Annotated in this window: 19 protein-coding genes; 8 read left to right on the forward strand and 11 right to left on the reverse strand. The window is 62.3% G+C overall.

The genetic code is table 11. The annotated features are described in order from the left end of the window. Positions 1-28: 28 nt before the first annotated feature. The 7 genes from VGN72_23610 to VGN72_23640 form a co-directional block, all read right to left on the reverse strand. Positions 29-613 (reverse strand): hypothetical protein, encoded by a 585-nt coding sequence (locus VGN72_23610; protein HEV7302346.1) that lies wholly within the window; start codon positions 611-613, stop codon positions 29-31. Beyond that, positions 606-1,895 carry a hypothetical protein gene (locus VGN72_23615; protein ID HEV7302347.1) on the reverse strand — a complete coding sequence of 430 codons (1,290 nt, stop codon included), beginning with the start codon at positions 1,893-1,895 and terminating at the stop codon, positions 606-608. The genes VGN72_23610 and VGN72_23615 overlap by 8 nt, the downstream gene beginning before the upstream one ends. Continuing rightward, on the reverse strand, positions 1,895-2,527 hold the full coding sequence (locus VGN72_23620; protein HEV7302348.1) for a cytochrome c: 633 nt from the start codon (positions 2,525-2,527) through the stop codon (positions 1,895-1,897). Before VGN72_23620 ends, VGN72_23615 begins: the two co-directional genes overlap by 1 nt. Positions 2,528-2,544: 17 nt before the next feature. Continuing rightward, positions 2,545-3,093: a DUF3341 domain-containing protein gene (locus VGN72_23625; GenBank protein HEV7302349.1), complete on the reverse strand. Its 549-nt coding sequence runs from the start codon at positions 3,091-3,093 to the stop codon at positions 2,545-2,547. A 27-nt stretch (positions 3,094-3,120) separates the two neighbouring features. Beyond that, on the reverse strand, positions 3,121-4,596 hold the full coding sequence (gene nrfD / locus VGN72_23630) for an NrfD/PsrC family molybdoenzyme membrane anchor subunit (protein ID HEV7302350.1): 1,476 nt from the start codon (positions 4,594-4,596) through the stop codon (positions 3,121-3,123). Positions 4,597-4,743: 147 nt separating this feature from the next. After that, positions 4,744-8,142, reverse strand: a complete 3,399-nt coding sequence (locus tag VGN72_23635; protein HEV7302351.1) for a TAT-variant-translocated molybdopterin oxidoreductase — start codon at positions 8,140-8,142, stop codon at positions 4,744-4,746. Then, positions 8,139-8,816, reverse strand: coding sequence for a cytochrome c3 family protein (locus tag VGN72_23640; GenBank protein ID HEV7302352.1), 678 nt, complete (start codon positions 8,814-8,816; stop codon positions 8,139-8,141). Before VGN72_23640 ends, VGN72_23635 begins: the two co-directional genes overlap by 4 nt. Before the next feature lie 258 nt (positions 8,817-9,074). Between VGN72_23640 and VGN72_23645 the strand changes: the two genes are divergently transcribed. Further along, a complete protein-coding gene (locus tag VGN72_23645; GenBank protein HEV7302353.1) occupies positions 9,075-9,683 on the forward strand; it encodes a DNA starvation/stationary phase protection protein in 609 nt (202 codons plus the stop codon). Between the two features lie 151 nt (positions 9,684-9,834). On the opposite strand, the gene VGN72_23650 is transcribed toward VGN72_23645, so the two are convergent. After that, positions 9,835-10,785 (reverse strand): alanine racemase, encoded by a 951-nt coding sequence (locus VGN72_23650; protein HEV7302354.1) that lies wholly within the window; start codon positions 10,783-10,785, stop codon positions 9,835-9,837. A gap of 295 nt (positions 10,786-11,080) precedes the next feature. Between VGN72_23650 and xylA the strand changes: the two genes are divergently transcribed. Beyond that, a complete protein-coding gene (xylA, locus tag VGN72_23655; GenBank protein HEV7302355.1) occupies positions 11,081-12,244 on the forward strand; it encodes a xylose isomerase in 1,164 nt (387 codons plus the stop codon). Positions 12,245-12,756: 512 nt separating this feature from the next. Here the strand turns inward: xylA and VGN72_23660 are convergent. Next, positions 12,757-13,491 (reverse strand): hypothetical protein, encoded by a 735-nt coding sequence (locus VGN72_23660; protein ID HEV7302356.1) that lies wholly within the window; start codon positions 13,489-13,491, stop codon positions 12,757-12,759. A gap of 872 nt (positions 13,492-14,363) precedes the next feature. On the opposite strand from VGN72_23660, the gene VGN72_23665 reads away from it, so the two are divergent. The 5 genes from VGN72_23665 (at position 14,364) to VGN72_23685 (ending at position 20,988) form a co-directional block, all read left to right on the forward strand. Next, entirely contained in the window at positions 14,364-16,802 is a 2,439-nt protein-coding gene (locus VGN72_23665; protein HEV7302357.1) for a hypothetical protein, read from the forward strand. A gap of 182 nt (positions 16,803-16,984) precedes the next feature. After that, on the forward strand, positions 16,985-17,416 hold the full coding sequence (locus VGN72_23670) for a hypothetical protein (protein ID HEV7302358.1): 432 nt from the start codon (positions 16,985-16,987) through the stop codon (positions 17,414-17,416). A gap of 383 nt (positions 17,417-17,799) precedes the next feature. Beyond that, complete coding sequence (locus VGN72_23675; GenBank protein HEV7302359.1) at positions 17,800-19,272, forward strand: hypothetical protein; 1,473 nt, start codon at positions 17,800-17,802, stop codon at positions 19,270-19,272. A gap of 66 nt (positions 19,273-19,338) precedes the next feature. Further along, entirely contained in the window at positions 19,339-19,818 is a 480-nt protein-coding gene (locus VGN72_23680; protein ID HEV7302360.1) for a hypothetical protein, read from the forward strand. 282 nt (positions 19,819-20,100) lie between these two features. After that, a complete protein-coding gene (locus tag VGN72_23685) occupies positions 20,101-20,988 on the forward strand; it encodes a TerC family protein (protein ID HEV7302361.1) in 888 nt (295 codons plus the stop codon). A 3-nt stretch (positions 20,989-20,991) separates the two neighbouring features. Here VGN72_23685 and VGN72_23690 read toward each other — a convergent pair whose 3' ends face one another. Then, positions 20,992-21,471 carry a SprT-like domain-containing protein gene (locus VGN72_23690; protein ID HEV7302362.1) on the reverse strand — a complete coding sequence of 160 codons (480 nt, stop codon included), beginning with the start codon at positions 21,469-21,471 and terminating at the stop codon, positions 20,992-20,994. A gap of 81 nt (positions 21,472-21,552) precedes the next feature. Here VGN72_23690 and VGN72_23695 point away from each other — a divergent pair, with 81 nt between their 5' ends. Continuing rightward, a complete protein-coding gene (locus VGN72_23695) occupies positions 21,553-22,092 on the forward strand; it encodes an AAA family ATPase (protein ID HEV7302363.1) in 540 nt (179 codons plus the stop codon). A gap of 123 nt (positions 22,093-22,215) precedes the next feature. On the opposite strand, the gene VGN72_23700 is transcribed toward VGN72_23695, so the two are convergent. Next, on the reverse strand, positions 22,216-22,605 hold the full coding sequence (locus VGN72_23700) for a hypothetical protein (protein HEV7302364.1): 390 nt from the start codon (positions 22,603-22,605) through the stop codon (positions 22,216-22,218). Positions 22,606-22,676 lie beyond the last annotated feature (71 nt).

A 22,676-nucleotide genomic window follows, 5' to 3' on the forward strand; every position in this document is an offset into this window, starting at 1 on the left:
TTTTCCCGAACAGTTCGTGACCGCTCGCTCATCGTGCCGGCGGTTCACCACCCGCACGGGCGGGGAGCATCTTGGGGTCGGCCAGCACCTTTTCCATTGCCTGGTCGACCGGAATGCGGGCGACGCCGTTCTTCTCATCCACCCAACCGTAGTTGTCCAGGGCAGCCTTGTACGCATTGTCGAGGAAGATCCAGTCCTGATCGTCGGTCGACTCGTGGCCGCGCGAGGGTTGCAGGCGCGGCTCCGGTGGCAGCATGCGCTGGGTGGGGTCGCTGGCCAGTGCCGACCGCGGGGCATCGGTTTCCGCTTCGTTGTTGATGAAGCCGAACATCGTCACGTAGACGACGATGTCGACAACGATCAGCACCGCGACCAGCCATGCCATCGCCTTAAAGATGCCGCGCAGGCCGACCTCGTACTGCTCGTGACCGATCGTCCGGCTCGCGGGCAGACCCGACGCGTCGGTCGGCGGCATGCCGGACGTGTCGATGGCGCCCTTCTCGGTGACGAGCGGGGTGATGGTCGGTGGTTCCGTCCGCTGATCGCCCGAGTTCGTCGGGGGGTTCTGCGGCGCGGGATCGTACGGGGCGTCGTAAGAATTGTCGTTAGGCATGACTCACCACCTGCCCACCAACGGGCGCGTGTGCATGACTGTGGCTATGGCTGCCGTGACCGTGACCGGGCTTGGGCTCCGTCGTCGGCGACAGCACGCGGCGGCCGCTCAGGAAGTAGAAGAACCCGCTGAGCCAGATGCCGCCCAGGCCCAGCACGGCGGCGAAGTCGACCCAGTGAACGTAGTTGGGCTTGAACCCTTCGTAGATGTGGGCACCGGACGGCACGACCCACCAGATCACGTCCACGATGCGCATCAGGAACACCAGCACTGCGATCGCGCCCAGCGTCCGCATCCGCTGCTTCAGCGGACGCTGCAGCAGCAGGAGGAAGGGGACCAGGAAGCCCAGCAGGACCAGGGCGATGGCGACGTACTGCCAGCTGTTGAACATGTTGCGCCCGAACCCGCGGGCGAGGTACCAGGTCTGCCCGTGGCTGGTGTTGCCCGAGTAGATGATGATCAGCTGTGCGATCGACGTGTAAGTCCAGAAGATGGTGTTGGCCATCATCATGGTGCCCACGTCGTTCAGCGTCATCTTCTCGACCGGCATCTTGTCGTCCTTGCGGCCGAAGCGCCAGCAGATCGCGAAGATGCAGATCGAGATACCCATAAGGGCCTGGCTGGCCATGTTCACGAAGCCGATGATGCTGCTGTACCAGTGGCTGTCGCGGCTCATCACCCAGTCGATCAGGAAGAACGTGACGGTGAAGAACTGCAGCACCATTCCGGCAGCGCTCAGGCGGTAGGCCAGCGTGGTCGGGCCCTTCTCGCCACCTTCGCGGATCTTGCGACCCTCGCGGTACAGGATGAGGCCGATGATCGACCACAGCGCCAGGAATCCGACCGTGCGGCCGATGACGAACGGAGGGTTCAGGTAAACTTCCTTGTGCTGTAACACACGGTCGGCCTCAACCTTGTGGTGGTCGGCCCACTCAAAGTTGTGTTCGAGCCCGAAGAAGAGCGGGATGAACAGGATCGCCATGATCGGCAGGCAGGCCATGCCGGCCTCGAGCGGTCGGCGGAGGATTTTGCCCCACTCGCCCCATGACAGGTTGTGCATGAGGGAGAAGAACAGGCAGCCGAGCGACGTGCCCAGCCACAGGAGGATGCCGACGAGGTAGGCGCGGTAGAAGGTTGACCGCGGCACGCCGTCGACGTCGAAGAAGCCGATGACCAACCCGATGATGCCGATGATGCCCGCAATGGCCGCCAGCACCCGCAGGGGGCCGTAGGACCGCTGGGCGTGCGGTTCGTTCGGATCGATGGTGGAATGCTCGCTCATTACTCGGTTTCCGTCTTGCTCGCCGGTGTGATGGCCGGTTGGGTGGTCGACTGGGCCACGCGCGTCTTTTCCTCAGGCGTCAGTGTCGCGAACTCCTGCGACTGGCTGACCTGCAGCGCCTTGATGTACGCCGCGATGCGCCAGCGGTCTTCCGGGGTCACGCGTTCGGCATAGCTGTACATCGCGCCGTAACCGTTGGTGATGACCTGATAAATGTAGCCCGGCGGGGCGTTCTTCACCCGATCGGTGTGGAACGACTGCGGGCGGACGAAGCCGCGCTGCACGATCATCCCGTCACCGTAGCCGGTCTTGCCGTGGCAGACGTAGCAATAGATGTCGAACATCTTCTTGCCCTGCTGCAGGTCGGCGGCGGTCATTTGCCAGGGGAACTCGGCCGAGGCCTTCCCGTCGGCGCCGGTGCCGGTGTACAGGATGCCGTCCGTGCGCGGTTGGCCGCGCACCACGGTGCCCTCGACCAGCGGGCGCGAGGCGATGCCGTCGGCGAAGAGCGTGGACGCCTCGTGCGGGTCCTTCTTCTCCTGCTGGTGCATCTCGGGCTTACGGCAACCGGTCAGGATCGCCGAAACCGCGACCGTCGCCAGCAGCGAGGCTGTAAAGCGTCGTCGGATCATGGGAAGCGTACCGTTGTTCATGCGGGCACCACCGCGACTTCGGCCGGGTGCATGTCTTCGAGAAACTTGCGCGTCTGTTCCAAGTCGAACTTCGGGTCGGCCGACTCGATCTCGATGAAGAAGCGGTCCTGGCTGGCCAGGCTGAAGCTCGGCACGTTGAACAGCGGGTTGTACGGGCGGGGGAGCCCGTTCAGCCCGATCACCGCGCCCCACACCGCCGCCTGCACGCTGAACAGCACCGTGCACTCGAACATGATCGGGATCCAGTACGGCCAGCTGTTGTACGGCCGGCCACCGATGTTCAGCGGGTAGTGGATGACGTTGGCGAAGTACTGCATGTAAAAGCCGACGAAGCAACCGATCGCGCCGAAGCAGAAGATCAGAAGGGGGACCTTCGTCTTCTTGTGGCCGATCGCCTCGCTCAACCCGTGTATCGGGAAGGGCGCGTAAGCCTCGGCGCGCTTGTAGCCGGCGTCGCGCACGCGTTCGCACGCTTCCAGCAACGCCTCGGGCGTCGTGAACTGGGCCAGCAGGCCGTGTATCGGATTGGGTTTAACCGTTTCCATCCAAAAGTCCGTCGTTAGACCGTCGTATCAAGGCGTCGTCGGAGCGGGCGGGTGACCGGCCTCGTTTGCGTGGGCGTCCTTCGCCGCGTCCTTGTGCTCTTCCAGGTGAACCAGCTCGCGCATTTCGAAGATCGAGATGACCGGCAGGGTACGCAGGAACATCAGGAACAGGAACATGAAGAACCCGAGCGTACCGATGAACAGCGACCAGTCCCAGAACGTCGGCCAGAACATGCCCCAGCTGCTGGGCAGGAAGTCGCGGTGCAGCGACGGCACGATGATCACGAACCGCTCGAACCACATGCCGACGTTCACGATGCCCGCGATCACCCACAGCACCGGGCCGTTCACGCGCACCTTCGGGAACCACAGCAATAGCGGGACGATGCAGTTGCACAGGATCAGCAGGTTCCACGACCACCAGTAGGGGCCGCTCCAGCGACGGCTCTGATCCATGAAGATCTCGAACTCGTCGGCGCTGTACCAGGCGAAGAACGATTCCAACGCGTAGCCGTAGGTCACGATGCTACCGGTCACGATCATCAGCTTGGCGCAGTTATCGATGTGCCGCAGCGTGATGTACTGTTCCAGCCGGTACCACTTGCGCATCGGGATGCCGAGCGTCAGCACCATCGCAAAGCCACTGAAGATGGCGCCCGCGACGAAGTAGGGCGGGAAGATCGTGCTGTGCCAGCCCGGGATGATGCTGGCGGCGAAGTCCAGGCCCACGATGCTGTGCACCGACAGCACGAGCGGGGTCGCCAGGCCGGCCAGGATGAGGTACGCAGCGTGATACCGCTGCCAGTGCATCGCCGCCCCGGTCCAACCGAGCGCCGCCATGCCGTAGACGATCTTCAATGGGCGACTGGTCGCCCGGTCACGCAGCGTCGCAAGGTCGGGGATCAAACCGACGTACCAGAACAGCAGCGACGTGCTGGCGTACGTGCTGACGGCGAAGACGTCCCATTCCAGCGGGCTGCGGAACTGCGGCCAGAGGCCCATCGTGTTCGGGTAGGGCAACAGCCAGTAGTCCAACCACGGCCGACCGGTGTGCAGCGCCGGAAACAGGCCCGCGCACGCCACGGCGAACAGGGTCATCGCCTCGGCGAAGCGGTTGATCGACGTGCGCCAGTCCTGCTGCACCAGCAGCAGCACCGCCGAGATGAACGTGCCAGCGTGACCGATACCGATCCACCACACGAAGTTGATGATATCGAAGCCCCACGCGACCGGGATGTTGATGCCCCAGACGCCCACGCCCTTGGCCAGCAAGTAACCGATGCTGTACGTCATCAGCATGGCACCAAGCCCGCTGATGAACAGGCCGAGCATCCAGTTCTTGTAGATCGGACGTTTCAGCACGACGTCCGACAGGTGCGCCGAGATCGTCGAGTAGTTCTCGCCCGGCCCGATCACCTTGAATGTCTCGGGGTGCGGACGGCGCAGTGAACCGGTCGTTTCCGGCTCGAACGTGGAGGGTTGATTCTGTGATTGCGACTGCATGTGTATTCGCATTCCCCCTCCCCCGGTAATCCGTGGGAGGGTCGGGGTGAGGGTGATTCCGATGGCCAGCCTCGTCGGCCGGTCGCGATCACCCTTCACCCTAGCCCTCTCCCGAATTGCCGGGAGAGGGGACAATCCTTCGTTTTCCTATCCGTGCCCGATTTCCGGGTTCGGGTTGGTGAACCGGCCCATGTACGTCACGCGGGGTCGGGTGTTCAGTTCGGTCAGCAGGCCGTAGTCGGTCGGCTCCGACTTCAGCTTCCGCACGGGCGATCCCACGTCGGTCAGGTTGCCGAAGATGATCGCGTCGGTCGGGCAGGTCTGCTGGCACGCGGTCTTGGGGACGAGGTCCCCCGTCACCTTACCGTAGCTTGGCCCACCGTCCGGCCCGCCGTGCTTCTTGGCTTCGATGCGGGCGCCGCTGATGCGTTGGACGCAGAACGTGCACTTCTCCATCACGCCGCGCGTGCGGATCGTGACGTTTGGGTTGCGCATCAGCGCGATGCTCTCGTTCTGGTCGTCTTTATAACGGAAGAAGTTGAACCGGCGGACCTTGTACGGGCAGTTGTTGCTGCAGTACTTCGTCCCGACGCACCGGTTGTACGTCATCTCGTTCAGGCCCTCGTGGCTGTGCGACGTCGCCTCGACGGGGCAGACGACCTCGCACGGCGCCGCCTCACAGTGCATGCACATGATCGGCTCGAAGAACGGGCCCTCGACGTCGTGGACGCTGTCGCCACCGTAATAGGTATCGATGCGCAGCCAGTGCATCTCGCGGCCGAAGATCACCTCGGTCTTGCCGATGACCGGGATGTTGTTCTCCGACTGACACGCGATGACGCACGCGTTGCATCCAATGCAGGCGTTGTTGTCGATCGACATGCCCCACTGGTTGGTGTCCATGTCGTACGGCGGGTCGGAGGGCATCTTCTGGTCGTACAGCGTCAGCGGGACGTTGCGGTACTTCTTGTCGAACGCCGTCTCGCGGGTCGGTGACGCCTCGGTGGCACCATGATCGTGACCGTCGCTCGGAAAATGCGGAGCGGGCAGCGGGTTACCGGAGACAGTGCCTTGCGCCACAGCGCCATGGGGGCTGGCGGGCGTGGCATCTTCGGCCGCGTGGTTCTCGGGGTCGTCACCGTGGCCACCACCATGACCGGCCTGCGACCCGTGCGGGCCGTACTTGGCTTTCTCGTAGTCGCTGATCGGGTTGACGCGGATGAGGTCGCGGGCGTTGGACCCCTTCATCAACTGGTGCATCTGCGTGCAGGCCAGCCGAAGCCGACCTTCGCCACGCTTCACCTCACCGTTGGTAGCGAACCACGGGTTGGCCGACGAGCGCAGCGGGGCGACGTCGAAGCCCAGGTTCGTGCCGACCACGCCCGCGCGACTGCGGCCGTAGCCTAGGAAGACGGTGACCGCATCATCCGGATGACCCGGCACGACCCACGCGGGGCCAGTGACCGTTTGTCCGTTGGCGGTAACGGTGACGTAATAGCCCCAGGCATCGTCCCACTTGTCGGTCAGCGGAATGTCGAGCGACTGGGCCATCTTCTGGCTGATGAAGATGACGTTGTCCCACGTCAGCTTCGTCAGCGGGCGGGGCAATTCCTGCAGCCAGCCGTTGTTCGCGAATCGACCGTCGAGCACGTTCGGATCAGGGCGAACGATGACTTCGATGCCACCCGTCGCCGCCGGTGCCGGCGGTGGGGCGGCCTTGGCGGTCACCTGCTTCGGCGCAAAGGCGGTGTTCGGGATAACGCCCTTGTTCAGGGCCTCGCGCCACCACGATTCGAAGTTCGCGCCACCCGCTTCGCGCCACGTATCGCGGACGAGCTGGTAGTCCGACCGATCCGCTTGGCCCGTGATGACCGCGAGGATCGTGTGCATCGACTTGCTGTCGTACAGCGGGGCGATCAGCGGCTGAACGATGCTGGCGGTGCCGTCGAAGGCCCGCGCGTCGCTCCACATTTCCAGGTAGTGCGTCTCGGGGATGTGCCAGTGGCATTGGAACGACGTCTCGTCGTCGTACGCGCCAAGGCGGACCTTGTAAGGCACGTTCTGCAGGACCTGCTTGAAGTCCTGATCGCCGGGCAGATCGTAAACCGGATTGCCACCCAGAATGAATAGCAGTTCAACCTTCCCCGCGCTCGCGTCGGTGATCAGCTCGGCGATGCTGCCCGAGGCGACGGTGGAGTAGATCGGATTGGTGTAGTACAGCGTCTGACCGACGTTGCCCAAGGCGGCGTTGATCTGGTGGGCCAATGCGTGGACGACCGGCGTCTGGTGATCGCCCGCGATGACGACCGACGCGCCACGGTTGGCGGCCAGATCTTTGGCGGCGGCGGGGAGCCAGGGGAACTCGGCGGCGCCGGCGGCGGTGTCGCCGTTGATTTGGGCCAGCAGCGCACGAGCGAAGACCTCGACCGCGCTGGGCTTCACGCGCAGCTTGTGGTCGGCCATGGCGCCGGTGATCGTCGGGCAGCTTTCCACGACGTACAGGCGGTTCATGTCCTTCGGATCATGATGATCCGCACGCACCCGCCGACCGTTGATGAACTGTTTGGCGTAGCGAAGGCTGCCACCGGTCTCCTGCAGGAAGTTGCTGTCGAGCGAGAGCAGAACCTTGGCTTTATCGATCTGGTAAACGGTATTAACGTTTTCACCGAACGACTCTTGCGCGCCTGCGCCCGAGGACATGTGGCCCAGCGGATCGTAGGTGTGCACCTTGGCCGACGGATACTGCTCCATCAGCAGCTTCAGTTGTCGCTCGGCAGTGGGGCTGGCATTGGGCGTCATCAACAGACGCAGCCCAGTGCCACCCACGGCCCGCTGGGCAGCCAGCCGGGGCGTGATCTCGGCGATAAAGCGATCCCAGGTGGCGTTGTCCCCGGTGCGCATCAGCGATTGCGAGCGCTCGGGGTCGTACATCGACAGGATCGACGCCTGCATGTGGGCACTTGCGGTGCCCAGGCTCGCGGGGTGGTCGGGATTACCTTCGATCTTTGTCGGACGGCCTTGGTGGCTCTCGACGATCACACCGCGGCCGGCGCCCTCCATCGTGTAGGTGGTGGCGAAGAAGAGCGGCTTACCGGGCACCACTTGTTCCGGTGGCACGACATACGGCACCACGATTTCGTCAGGACGCTTCCAGCAGCCTGCAGCACCGGCGAACGCCAGCGAGGCGCCCATGATCTTCATGAAATGCCGACGGCTCAGCTCGTCGGTCCACTCGCTGGCGGCCTTGGGGAACTCGCGTTCCACCAGTTCCATAAATTCAGGCGAGTTCTCAAGTTCCGCTACGCTACGCCACAGCTTCTTGGGCGCAACGGTCGAGCTTGGATGCCGCAAGGTGGAGGGCAGTTGCGGCTGGTCGGTCGCGTCTGCTGCAACTTCGGTCGGGGCGTGCGCATGTTCGTGCGCGTGACCCGGGCACTCGTCGGGCAGCTTGGCAACCGCAGTGCGACGTTGTTCGACCGCATCATGCGCGGGGGTGGCGCTGGCGGCGGTGGCGTTCGACAGGGATGGAGCGACGTCAGACTTCATCGGTGGCAAATCGAGCAGTTGGTGAGCTGCCCGGCCCTAATGTGGTATTGCTTCAACAGGTCCGCCTGCATTTCCGGCACCGTGGTGCCGCGGCTTGCCGCCTCGGCCTTCGGGTCGTAATGCATGTTGTAGATCTCGTCCTTCGGACGGATGAACTCTTCCGGCTTACGGTGACAGCTCAGGCACCAGTCCATTTGCAGCGTGGAGTGCTGCCACATCAACCGCATCTCGTCGACCGGGCCGTGGCAGGTGTTGCAGCCCACGCCCTTGGCCACGTGGATCGAGTGGTCGAAGTAGACGTAGTCGGCAAGATTGTGAACCCGGTTCCAGACGATGGGCTTGTTCTGTTCCCAGCTGTCGCGCACCGGCTTGAGCATGTCCGAGTCGCGGTAGACCTGCGAGTGACAGGTCATGCAGGTCTTGGTCGATGGGAAGCCGGCCGACCCCGAGTGCTCGACCGACGTGTGGCAGTAACGGCAATCGATGCCGAGACCCTTCACGTGGTGGGCGTGGCTGAACGGGATCGGTTGGTTTCGGATGACGCCTTGGTTGGTCATGTACGGCGAACGGTCGACGACCGCGCCCAACGCGCCCAATGCCGCGGCGAACAAGACCCCACCGATGATGCTGGCCTTGGCCAGCGTGTTCATGCGGGGGTGGAATATCTGAGCCATTCCGTAGTTCCGTGGACGTAAACGTTCGTGCTGTGTGTTTCCCGGACGAGCGTCACATGATGATGAGGACCTCGTCGCGCGGCAAACCTTATCCCGACTTGCGCCATCAAGCCAGCCCTGTGCTTTCAAAAAAAACCAGTGCATTCTAATCGACACACTCGTTGAGATTTAATGTCAGCTGCAATCGAAATTATTGGACCGTACGCGCGTCATGGAATTGTCCTACAATCGGGTGTCACGCAAACAAGGGAGCGAACGATGACCAGCACAAGACAACCGCAAAATCGCGGGCAAAACGGCAAGTCGGAGTCGAGCGCCACGCCGCTCGTTCACCAGCGCGGGCGCGAGATGCAGGCGTTCGGGAAGGTCGTGCGCATGCCGATCGGCTTGGACGAGGCAACGTGCTCGCAGAGCGTCGAGCAGTTGAATCAGATTCTCGCCGACACGATCACGCTGCGCGACCTGTACAAGAAGCACCACTGGCAGGTGTCGGGGCACACGTTCTACCAGCTGCATTTGCTGTTCGATAAGCACTCCGAGGAACAGACGGCGTTGATCGACACGATCGCCGAGCGCATCCAACTGCTGGGCGGCGTGTCGATCGCCATGGCACACGATGTGGCCGAGCTGACGAAGCTCGAGCGCCCACCGAAGGGCCGCGAGGAGGTGCCGGTGCAGATCTCCCGCCTGTTGGAGGCCCACGAGTACATGTGCAAGCTGTGCCGCAAGGCCGCGTCGGAAGCGTCCGACCGCGGCGACGAGGGGACGAACGACATGTTGATCAGCGACGTGCTGCGCACGAACGAGCTTCAGGCGTGGTTCGTCGCCGAGCATGTGGTGGAGACGCCGTTGGTGAAGGCGGATTAGGCGTTGCCCTTACCACGGGCGGCACGCCCGTGTATTGAACAGCAAGCCTAAAGGCCTGCGCAGGTTCGGTCCCTCTCCCATGTACTCATGGGAGAGGCTAGGTGAGGGTGATTTTGTACTGCTTACGGTTCACGAAAGAACGAAATCACCCTCACCTAGCCTCTCCCGGAGTACCGGGAGAGGGACCGGAGTGCCGTCCCAACCCGCACAGGCGCAACATCGCCGCTTGTGCTGGCACCTGCCACGCCGTCGCGACGGTCTCCAGGGGTAGCGCGTCCCCCAGTAATTCGCCCTCGTCACCCGCGCGGTCACTAGCTTCCAGTTCCACAAATGCCGTCTGCATCCCCACCTCGAGGATGCGCCGCGGTTGGCCATTTACCAGGCACGGCCCAACCGACAGCCCGTGCGCGTAGCCCGCGAGGATCACCCCGTGCCGCCGCGTGACGAACCCGCCATAACCGGCCGGCCCGTTCGAGTCTCGCGCATCGACCAATCGGGTGCTGACACGCACCGCATCGCGATAGAGCGCCAGCCCCGGCCGTACGGCGTCGAACCGCGCCGCCGGGTCATCTAACAGCGCCGTTCCCGCAGCGTGGCGACGCAATCCTCTACCCGCCGTGAGTTGATCGAACAACACCGCTTGTTGAGCGTTGGACGCGTGCGTCATCGCCTCTTCGATCGCACCGGCGGACAGGATGGCGTCCACGTCCTCCCGAGCGCACGCGAAGCGTTGCTGCCCGGTATCCACGGATAATACCGGTCGTGCCCCGCGAAGCGCCGCGGCTCGCCGCGTGGTCCACACCACCGGGCGCACGCCCGCGTCGCGGTAGGGGGTCGGATCATCGGTCTCATCCAACAACGACAGGATCGGCTTCCCATACCGCCGCAAATCGATCGCGGTCGCCTCGGCCAGTTCGAAGACGTAGAACCCATCCACTACAGGGGCGATCGCATCCGCCACCCGCGCCGCCCCCAGGCCGTAGGCGTCGGCCTTCAGCACCGCGATCACGTCGGCTCCCGCGACGGCGCGCTTCACCCGCTCGGCCGCGGCGCGGACGTGGTCCAGATCGACGTGAACGGTGACGTATTGGCTAAAGGTCATAGGGAGCACACCGCCGCGGCGTGCGCGACCAGTCTACCCGAACCGCGGCGATCGTTGGGCACCGCACGTAGGGGCAGGCCTCCGTGCCTGCCCTCCCTCCCTCGCCGCGGAAGAAAAACGGGCAGGCACGGAGGCCTGCCCCTACGTGCGCGGAAGAAAAAAGGGCAGGCACGGAGGCCTGCCCCTACGTGCATGCCGCGAGAGTACGAACCGTCACCATCTTGCGAAACCGGCACTGTTCGAGGAAACTCCCGCCTCGCAATTTCACCCCATTACCCGGCGAAGGATGCACATCATGAGCAGCGCGTTCGACAAGAAGTACAAGTTCACGTTCGGCCTCTGGACGATCAACAACCCCGGCCGCGATCCGTTCGGTGGCCCCACGCGCGAAGCGATCGACGCCCCGCGCGTCTGCGACATCGTCGGTGCCGCCGGCGCGTACGGCGTCAACTTCCACGACAACGACCTCATCCCCATCGACGCCTCCGCTAGCGAAGCCGACGCCATCAAGCGCGACTTCAAGAAGGCCCTGAAGAACAACGGCCTGGTCGTGCCCATGGCCACCACGAACCTCTTCGGCGACGCCGTCTTCAAGGATGGCGCCTTCACCAGCAACAACGCCGGCGTGCGGGCCTACGCCATCCAGAAGACCATGCGCGCCATGGACCTCGGCGCCGAGTTCGGCGCTAAAATCTACGTCTTCTGGGGCGGCCGCGAGGGCACCGAGAGCGACGCCACCAAGTCCCCCGTCGACGCCATCAAGCGCTTCCGCGAAGCCATCAACTTCCTCTGCGAATACTCGATCGAACAGGGCTACAATTACAAGTTCGCGTTCGAGGCCAAGCCCAACGAGCCACGCGGCCACATCTACTTCGCCGTCACCGGCAGCTACCTCGGCTTCATCCCGACTTTGGATCACCCCGACATGTGCGGCGTGAACCCCGAGTTCGCCCACGAGTCGATGGCCGGCCTCAACTTCGTCCACCAGGTCGCCGCCGCCTTGGAAGCCGGCAAGCTGTTCCACATCGATTTGAACGACCAGGAGTTCGGCCGCTACGACCAGGACTACCGCTTCGGCTCTGCCAACCTGAAGCACGCCTTCTTCCTCGTGAAGCTGCTCGAAGACCACAAGTACAACGGCCCGCGCCACTTCGACAGCCACGCCTTCCGCCAGTCCGACTACGCCGACGTCGCCGAGTTCGCCAAGGGCTCCATGCGCACCTACACGCTGCTGGCCGAGAAGGCCCGCAAGTGGAACGCCGACGCCGAGATTCAGGGCCTGCTGAAGACCATCAACGTGCAGGATGCCGCGATGTCGAAGCTCACCAAGTCCTACAGCAGCGGCAACGCCAAGAAGCTGCTCGCCGCGCCGCTGGACCGCGTGGAACTGGCCAAGGCCCGCCTGCCGTACGAGAAACTGGACCAGCTGACCATGGAGATCATCATGGGCACGCGCTAACCCCGCCCGCGATCATCAGGATTGAGATGACCCCGTAAGGGCAGGCCCCGTGCCTGCCCTTTTGCGTTGGACCTGCAGAGGGTCGGATGCCGCGATGCGACGGCCGCAGTGCGTAGGCTGTGCTTCAGCACACGTCTTGGGCGTTGGCAGGGCATCAGAAGCCGCGTGCTGAAGAACCTTGCGCATCAAACGCGGAAGCGTGCCCACGAATTAGCACTAATCAGCACGAAAAGGGCGAAATGGAATGCGATGCGATCGTCTCTTATTCGTGTTCCTTCGTGCCCATTCGTGGGCGATGTTTTCGTCGGCCTTGCAGGCCGTTTCATTCGACTGACGGCACTTTTGATGCGCAAGGTTCTGAAGCACACCCTACGTAACGATCCGAATTTGACTCCCGACCCCTTATTCAACTCCAACGGGATGGTAAACAGTTACGCGACCTGTTGCTTAAGCCTACATGCCGAATTCACGCGCGCAATGCTCGGTCGCAGGTGAAGCTTACCTCGTCGCAATCAGCCACGTCGGGTGCGGCGGCGGGTGAGGAGGGTGACGCCGGCGAGGGCGAGCAGGGTCATGCCGGCCGGTTCGGGGACGGCGGCGGCGTAGACCTGAACTTCGTTCACCCCGATAAATCCGGTGCCGTCGGTGCCCGCGGGGCCGCGGCCGTCGCCGATGACGCGCACGCCGTTGATCCCATCAACGGGATCGAACGTGAAGGTGGCGCCGGGCCTTTGATTGCCGAAGCCGCCGGGAACGTTGGAACTGTTGACGACGGTGTCGTAGTCATCGCTGGCGCCGGTCACCTCCGTCCAGGTAAGGCCGGCGTTGGTGGTGACTTGGATGCGGGGGTGGATGTCGGCGACGTCGCCGGTGCCGGAATCGGAGAGGCCCGGGTTTGCGAACCAGCCGCCGTCGCTGAACGTGGTGTGGAACAGCCGGAAGGCGGCCACGCCATTCTGCGGGGTGGCGAACAGCACGCCGGCGAAGTCATACCCGAACGTGGTGTCGTTGTTCTGGTGGGTGGTGACGTAGGAGGACGAACTATTGTCCACCACACGCGAAGCGGGATTGCCGTTCTGCGTGTAGAGCGTGCCCAGCGTCCCATTGTCGACCGTCGCGTGCCCAACGAGCCCGGTAACCCCGGCACCGTCCGTCAGGTCGGTGCTGTAGTCGACCACAGCGGCGGAACCGTATCCCGCAGAACCAAGCAAAGCGGCAGCGGCAAGGGAGGTGGTAATGCGGTTCATAGATCCTCTGATTGGGGACGCAACAGTTGAGTTCGACGACAGGAAAACGAATTGCAATGGGTGTATACCACAACTTTCGCGACAGTCCAGAAGAATGTTGCCGCTAAACCTCAATCGTCGGGCGTTTCTCTGCACCTTCACCGTCCGCACACGGAAAACGGGACGGGCAGACAGATGCTTATCTCCAGCAACTGCACGTCACGTTATCCGGGTTCGTCCACGCGTCCCCTCCTGTAAACCGGTGAGCGGACGTTCAGACGTCCTTGGGTGGCTTTAATCCCGCAATGGATCGCGGGTCGAGGAAAAGAGGTCGGGAGTCATTTTTCCACGGCATCAAAGACTCCCGACCCCTTTAATTGCCCGACCCCTTTAATTGCCGCCGAAGCGTTCGAAGCGTGGCCATGTCTTGGTCCGAACGAAAGACATGGCCACGCGGGACGTTTACCAGACGATCGCGCGACCACCCCCGCGTGGCCATGGCACCCACCTACGAAGGACATGCCACCCGCCCGCTGCGGTGGGTGCCATGGCCACGCCTGCCGATCGCGCCCGTCCGCCGAAGCGTTCGAAGCGTGGCCATGTCTTAGTCCGAACGAAAGACATGGCCACGCGGGACGTCCATCCGATCATCCAACGGTCTCCCACCGCGTGGCCATGGCACCCACATTCGAAGGACATGCCACCCGCCCGCATCCTCCGCGCCGAAACCGCCACCCTCGTCGCCCTCACCATGGCCCATGCGACGTGGGGGATTTCAGAAGGAGGTAGAGTCCGGTGCACGATCATCCCAGTCGCTGCGGATTGCTACCACGATCGCCGTTTACCGTCTGCGAGATACTGACAGCCTTTCGAGGGGAAGTTACATTGCGCGTATGTCAAAACAGATTGAGGCGGGGCTTTCGGCTCTTGAAAACTTGAGTGCGAGGGCAGTGTACAGGAAAGCAGATCGCAACGAAGACACCACGCGTCTACACCTGGTCGACGCCCTCTTCTTTGAGGTACTCGGGTGGGACAAGGCAGAGTGTGTTACTGAGGAAGCCCACGGAGGCGAGTACGCGGACTACGTCTTTTCCAACCCCCAGCCGATACTGATCGTTGAAGCGAAGCGCGAGGGAAAGTATTTCGAGGTTACATCCGGTTCGAACGATCCTAATCAGTCATTGCGGCCCCTCATTCGAGGCAATGCCGAGCTTAAGGCTGCGCTAGAACAGGTCTGCGGATACTGTCAAACGCGAGGGGTGAAATACGGTGTTGCGACAAACGGACATCAGATAGTGGCAATGGTAGCCGTCCGCGACGACGGTGTGCCCCCGCTTGACGGACGGGCCCTAGTGTTTGGTTCCTTCGAAGAGATAAAGAGCAGCTTCCACGTTTTCTGGAACGGACTGTCCCGAGAAGGGATCGCCGATAGAAACCTCACCCGAATGCTCTTGGGGAAGAACCGTCCTCACGTACCGGCCCGACTCTCTGCAAGCATTTTTCCCTACCCGGGAGTTAAAGGCCGAAACCGGCTTCAGGCACAACTTCAGGTGTTGAGCGAGTTGGCACTTGAAGACCTACCAAAATCAAAGGAACTCAAAGAAGAGTTTCTCAAACGCTGCTACTGTCAAAGTGGTGCTCTATCGCAGCACTCCGCAACGGCGAGGAACCTGCTTTTGGCGCGTTATGCGGCTTTGTTCGATTCAGAGTCGCCGGGACCGGTGCACAGCCCAGCTTCGACAAAGAGCGGAATCACGCAGGAACTTCTGGCCGAAAGTATAAGTCGTCGGCCGATCCTGCTCATCGGCGACGTCGGTGTAGGAAAAACCACCTTCATCGATCACCTTACATACGTCGAGGCAAAGCAGATCCTTGCCAAGTCGGTAATGCTGTATGTCGATCTCGGATCGGAAGCCACTCTCACGCGGGATGTTCAGAACCATATTCTCGAAGTTATCGCACGGCAGTTGCACGATAACTACGACGTGAACGTCGATGACGATGGCTTCGTCCGCGAAGTTTACGAAAAGGAATTGACAGACTTCGAACGCGGGATTTTCGGGCGCCTCAAGGCGAGTGCTCAATCGGTCTATTTGGAGAAGGAAATCGCTCACCTCGCGGGGCTAATCGGAAGACGAGACCAGCACATCAGGCGGGCACTTGAGCATCTGTCGCTCAAACGAAACCACCAGATCGTTCTCTTTATCGATAATGCGGACCAACGAATTGAGCGGGATTATGCCGTGCAACAACAATCGTTCTTGATCGCCGAAGAGATCGCGAAAAACTGGCCAGTGATGGTGTTTCTCACTCTGAGGCCAGAAACGTTCCATCGCTCACTCAAATCGGGATCTCTGAGCGGATACCATCCGAAAGCGTTCACGATTGCTCCCCCTCGGATTGATGAGGTGCTTCAAAAGCGGTTTACCTTTTCGCAGCGTTTGCTAACGCAAGTAAATAAGCTCCCAGCAAACGCTCTGAAGCTCGCGCCCGACATCCAAAAGATCAATGTGCTGATGGACGTTTTTCAGAGGTCATTGAGAGTCAATCCCGATCTCGCGAGGTTCATCGACAACATAGCGGCGGGCAATGTACGGCTCGCTCTGGATATGGTCAGGAACTTCTTTGGCAGCGGCCACGTCGACACAAGCTATATACTCGAAGTCGAATCGAGAAAAGGTGAACGATACGTTATACCGGTACATCAGTTCTTTCGGGCAATCGCGTTTGGTGATAATGAACATTATTCGCCTGACGCGACGCCAATCGCGAACCTGTTCGACATCGTATATCCGGACCCGAAGGAGCATTTTCTTCGGCCGCTGTTGCTTTCCATTCTGTACGAAAACTCAAGGACCGGTGATGGCTTCGTTGAGACCGGAGCTGTCTACTCTCGTTTGCAATCGTTAGGGTACCTTGCCGATCAGGTGGATGAAGCCATCCTCCAGTGCCTTCAGAAGAAGCTCCTAGAAACATCCGGTCGGAGGAATCCGGCTCTAAGCACTAATCCTTCATCTGTGCTAAGGATCACGCAAATCGGCGCTTATCATATCTCTGAATTGTGCATGAGCTTTCAGTATATCGACACAATCCTCGTCGACGTCCCTGTTACGGATAGCGCGGTACGAAGTTCAATGGATAGCAAAACGTACATCCTCGACAGGCTTGCAAGATGCAGAATGTTCTGCGGATATTTGGATGAGTGCTGGAACAATATCAAGCCGAGCACGATTGCCTGGAATTGGCCGCAAGTGCGTCAGAGGATAGTTGACAGCATGGCGCGAGTTGAGGCATCTGCTAAAAAGCGTGAACGGTATGATCTTGTGGATTGAACAGGCGGGTGGCGTGGCCACACTCGCGGTTCGCGTCGGCGGGTGGCACGGGCTGGTACTCCTGCCTGTGCGGGTTGGCCGTCGGAAAGCACAGGTACGAGTAGGAACCTGTGCCACCCGCCGCCAAAGATTTGTGGGACGTGGCGGGTGGCACAGGTTGATATTTCGACCTGAGGCTTGAGTTGGCGAACCTGCACGGGGGGCGGGGTGTTACCAATGATGCGGCGGTGTCGAACGATGCGAGAGGCCGTCGCAGGAATCACCCTCGTAAAGAATTCAATGAAGGTCTAAAAGAATTAAATGAAGGCTGCAAAGAATTTCGGGAAAGCTTCTGGGAATTCCTGGAGGGTCTCAACGATATTCGGGAAGGCTTCAAAGATATTAAAGAGGGCGTAAAAGAATTCCGGGAGAGCTTCCGCAATATCAAAAAGGGTCTCAAAGATATTCGGGAAGGCTTCTCGAATATTAAAATGACCTTCAAAGAATTCCCGGAGACCTTCTCGAATATCAAAGAAGGTCAAAAAGAATTCCCGGAGACCTTCCGGAATATTCTAGAAACGTTTATTTGGACGTTCGGCCGGGATGGGGACGGCGGGGCGGGCGGGGGAGAATAAGGGGTCGGGAGTCAAATCGTGATTCGACGCCCGACGCCTTATCGCCCCGCCCGTTGAGTCGGGAGGCGCATCTGTGTCGACGGATGGAGCATCTCTCGGGCATTGTGCGGACGGCGGAGGCGAGGGGACCGCGTTGTTGAGCTGCAAAGGGGCTTTCGGGTTATTGGCCGTGGGAAGTACGGGGGCGGCGGGGGCACGGCCCGTGCGTGGCCGTGTTCGGAATTCGCGGGGTGGATCGGCTCGCCTCGGCAGGCGGATGATGGGTTGCCGCCGGTTGGGCGACCGGTCGGCATCACCCACCTGTCGCGATTCTGCTTGATCGGGTTCGGGGATTTCATCACAATCGCGGTACGGCGACAGCACCACCAAGATGGGGAATCCATATGATCCAGGTCAAACATGTTGCGTCACGCTTGCTCATGCCCGCGGCGATGCTCGTGATCGTCGGTGGGTGTACGCATGCCGGTTCGCAAGGGGCCGCGCCCACGGCCACGCCGTCCACCGAGCGACTGAGCGTGGCCGCAGCGCCACTGCCGGCGGACGCAAGCCGCGTCGGCGTCGGTTCCGAACTGGCGGCGAGACTGGAGACGCCGGTAGCGGATGTGCTGCGATTTGACCAGACCCCGCTGGACGAGGTGATGGAATCGCTGCGAACGCAGACGGGCGTGAATTTGTTCGTGAACTGGCGCGCGCTGGAAGCGGCTGGCGTAAAGCGGACGACGCCGATCACAGCGCGCCTGCGCAACGTGCCGCTGGCGAAAGCGCTGAACGTCCTCCTGCAGGACGCGGGGGGCAGCAGCGTTCGCCTGATGTACGTGGCCGACGACAACGTGATTACCGTTTCGTCGCGCGATGACCTGGAAACGCTGAACGTGGTAGCGCGGGCGTACGACGTTCGCGACCTGATCATCAGCATCCCGGACTACCCCGCGCCGCGCGATACGCCGAGCGGCGTGGCGGAGGACGCCGTCGCAGCGACGCCAACGAAACAGCAGTTGATCGAACAACTCGTCACACTGCTGCAGGCAAACATCGCGCCGGAAACGTGGAAAGTGAACGGCGGAACGGTCGGGGAGATTCGAGAGATCAACGGCACCCTCGTCGTCACGACGGCGCCGGCCCACCAGGAGCGCGTGGCGGCCCTGCTCGAGAAGCTGCGCGAGCAGCGCGCCGTTCAGGTGACGATCGAGGCGCACTATCTCTGGCGCACGCCCGAACAGTTGCCGCGCGACATTCGCACGGCGCTCGCGGCGGACTTCGGCAAGGACAGGGAAGCCGTCACGTTCTTGAACGATGAACAGACGCAACGCCTGATGAAGCAGCCCAGTGCCCGCCGCAACCCGCGCGAGTTGGCCAGGGGTGATGATGACGCGGAGGGGTTGGCGCATCTTACCGCACCGAGACTGACGCTGTTCAACGGTCAGCGGGCGTACGTGGTGGTAAAGTCGCTTCATTCGTTCGTCGGCGCGTACGAACCGGCGGCAGACGCGACCACCGAGCCGACACCGGTCATGAGTCAGGTGGCCGTGGGCGTGACCACCGACGTGCAGGCGACCCTGTCGTCGGACCGTAAGTACGTCACCGTCGCGCTTGAGACCGTCCTGTCGCGCCTGCTGGACATGAAGGACGTGGCGTACACGCTGCTGCCGGGGCACAAGGACCTGCTGGTGCAGGAGCCCGACGTGCGGGAACATCGCGTGATGACAAGCTTGAGCATCCCCAATCGCGCGACCGCCCTGGTGGCCGGCCTCGCGGAAGCCGATCGCGAAGGCGGTGGAGCGGGTGCAAGGCTGTACATCCTGTTAAAGCCGACCGTGCTCATTCACACGCCCATGCCTATGGCCGCGAGCCGATAGTCGTGTGGGACGCTGGGGCGCATTCGGCGTTGCCCGATTCCGACGGGACGGATTAACGTTTCAGGGATGAAGCGCGCAACACACGAAACGTCGGCCGGGTTCGGGACGAAACTGATCGCGGGGCTGGCCGGCGCGGTGGCGGTGAACCTGGTGCATGAGGCGACGCGGAAGGCGGCGGGGGGTGATCCGTCGCCATCGCGCGTGCCGCGGTTGGATCGGATGGGGCAGTCGGGGCTGGTGAAGACGGCCCGGGCGGTGGGGCTGGAACCGCCGGCGCCGGGGCCCAAGCGATACTGGACGGCGCTGGCGGGGGACATCGCGGTGAACGGGTTGCTGTACGCGATCACCAGCCGCCGCTCGCGCCCGCTGCGCGGCGGGGCGTTCAGTGGCGTGCTCGCGGGCGTCGCGGGGCTCGTGTTGCCACGCCTGGTCGGGCTGGGCCGGCATACCGGCAGGAATTCGCGCACGAAGGCGATGACGTTCGCGGATTACGCGATCGGTGGGTTGGTGAGCGGTGCGGTGATGAAGATGCTGAGCCGCAAGTAAGCGGTGCGACCTGGTGCGGCGATTCTTCTGTAGGATAGGCATTCAGGGCTGTCTCTCAGGGCGTCCGCTCTCTTCCACTTCTCGTACATTAGGAAGCCGAAGAGACGCGAAGGCGCGAAGGCGCGAAGGGGGCGCGAAGGTGGGGGCCAGCGGGCATTTGGCTGATCGCCCATTGACACGGTTGGCCGGTCGATAGGAAAGTGTCGCGACCGGAGCAGCGGCAGCAGCAGCGGGGCGGTGTCGCCTTGCGGGTGCCCGCGTTCGGTTCAGTCAGGAAAACCTATGCTCCTCGAGCTCGCCGCCGCGTCGATGCCGTTTCTGTCCGCCGCCACTGAGGGCGCCCAACCGATCGCCAACTTGTTCTCGATGCAGGCGGCGATCGCGCTGATCACGCTGACGCTGCTCGAGATCGTGCTGGGCATCGACAACATCATCTTCATCTCGGTGCTGGCCGATAAGCTGCCGCTGGAACAGCAGGGCAAGGCGCGGAAGATCGGGTTGTCGCTGGCGATGATCATGCGCGTGATCCTGCTGCTGTGCATCAGCTGGATCATGGGCCTGACCACGCCCGTGCCGATCATCGGCGACTGGTTCGGCTGGGCGCTGGGCGACAAGGAACAGCTGAACTGGCGCGACATGATCCTGCTGCTGGGCGGGCTGTTCCTGATCTACAAGAGCGTGACCGAGATCCACGACAAGCTGGAAGGCGAGGAACACGGCGCCGGTGGCGGCAAGAACCAGATCTCGTTCGCCAGCGTGATCACGCAGATTTTAATCCTGGACATCGTGTTCAGCCTGGACAGCGTGATTACGGCGGTCGGCATGGTGCAGACGACGCCGGAGACGCGCACGGTGGGCCTGACGATCATGATCACCGCTGTGGTGATCGCGGTGGGCGTGATGCTGTTCGCCGCCAAGCCGATCAGCGAGTTCGTGAACCGCCACCCGACGGTGAAGATGCTGGCGTTCTCGTTCCTGATCCTGGTGGGCGTGGTGCTGATCGTGGATGCGTCGCACCGGCACATCCCCAAGGGGTACATCTACTTCGCGATGGCGTTCTCGATCGGCGTGGAAATGCTGAACCTGAAGCTGCGCGGCAAGAGCAAGAAGCCCGTCCAACTGCACCAGACGTACGTGGCGGACGCCTCGACGGGACCCGCGGGGCATTAAGGGCTAAACGGGGTATTCGAGGCGCGACGAGGGTGCGGTCGCGATCGCGCGCCAGACGACCTTCCCCCGGCATCGTTTGCAGACGTACGCCCGCCGGGTGCGCCGATGGCGGGGCGCCCACCAGTTGCAGGCGTTGCAACCCATCTCGTACGGCGCCACGCGACGCGGCGGCGAGACGACGGTCGAATCGTCGTAGCAGCGCTTGGGGCGGGCGCCGATCTGCACGCAGACGCGCCGCCATTTAACGCCATGACCATCGCCGGGGGCCAGGGCGTGGGCGATCTCGTGCAGCAGGGTGTCGCGGACCTCGTCGAGGTTATTCAGCAACGTGAGCGGCCGAGAGAGCGTGATGAGCCGACGCGTGTAATTGCACCGCCCGAACCGCCTGCGGGCGTGGTCGAACGCGAACGACCAGCCGGCGTCGGCCAGGCCGTGCTGTTGCAGTAGCTGTTTGGCGAGGTACGACGCTTCGTAGAGGTTCATGGGAAGACCGCCACCTTCTTGCCACGGCGATCGAAAAGCGTCAAGCGGTGGGGCGGTTGTCGCACAAAACGGTAAAGACTTATGAAACTCGATGCCCAGCGCATCCTCATCTACGGCGTGTGCGGCAGTGGCAAGACCACGTTCGCGCGGCAGCTCAGCGAGCGCACCGGCATTTCGTGGACGGCCGTCGATGACATCGCCTGGCGGCCCGGTTGGGTTAGCACTTCCAACGAACAGCAGGTGGCTGAAGTTACCACCATCTGCGCTGGCGAGCGGTGGATCCTCGACAGCGCCTATGCCAAGTGGGCCGACGTGCCGCTGGCCCGCGTGGAACTGATCGTGGGCCTCGATTATCCGCGCTGGTTCTCCCTCGCCCGCCTGCTGCGGCGGACGTTCACGCGCGTCGTCGACAAGCAGAAAATCTGCAACGGCAACGTGGAAACGTGGCGGCAGACCTTCTCGCGCGATTCCATCCTGCTCTGGCACTTCCGCAGCTTCACCAACAAGCGCCGCCGGATGCGCGCCTGGCGCGACGCCGCCGTTGCAGGCGGCCCGGCCGTCATCCTCTTCCCCAGCGCGCGGGACACTGAACGGTGGCTTGCCACCATCGACGGCGTCTGACCTCGAGCTGCAGCGAGTCGTCAAGATTGTGTGCCACCGGCGGCTTGCCCGCCCGTGTCTCCCCCATCGATGGAATAAAAGACACGGGCGGGCAGGCCGCCGGTGGCACACCGATCGTCGGCGTTACTGCGCCGCCTCGGCCTTCTGTTCGTAGTACTCGGTGATGTGCTCGTAGACGCCTTCCGGAAACGTCAGGTTGCGGTAGACGTTGCAGCCGTCGGGATCCTCGCTTGGGCAGATCGGGAAGTCCTGCTCCTTCTGCCATTGCATGATCTTGGCAGCCTTCGGCGGGTTGTACCCCTTCGCCTCCACCTGCATCACCAGGGCCTTCGCCTGCGTCTCATCAAACCCGCCACCCTTGGCGAGGTGCTTGATGACTTGATCGGCCGGCATAAAGTGCCGCGCGATCATCGCAAACGTCAGCCGTCCGTAATGCCCGATGTCCTTCCCCTGCGACAGGGATTCGAGCAGGTGCGACATCATTTCGTTCTTCTTCAGGTCTGTGATAGCCATTGCGGGCCTCCTTGTTAGATGGGGAAGGAGGTGCAAGGGGCGTGCCTAAAGGTAGCATTTTGTTAGGGTGA

It is taken from the genome of Tepidisphaeraceae bacterium (assembly GCA_035998445.1).
Taxonomy (GTDB): domain Bacteria; phylum Planctomycetota; class Phycisphaerae; order Tepidisphaerales; family Tepidisphaeraceae; genus DASYHQ01.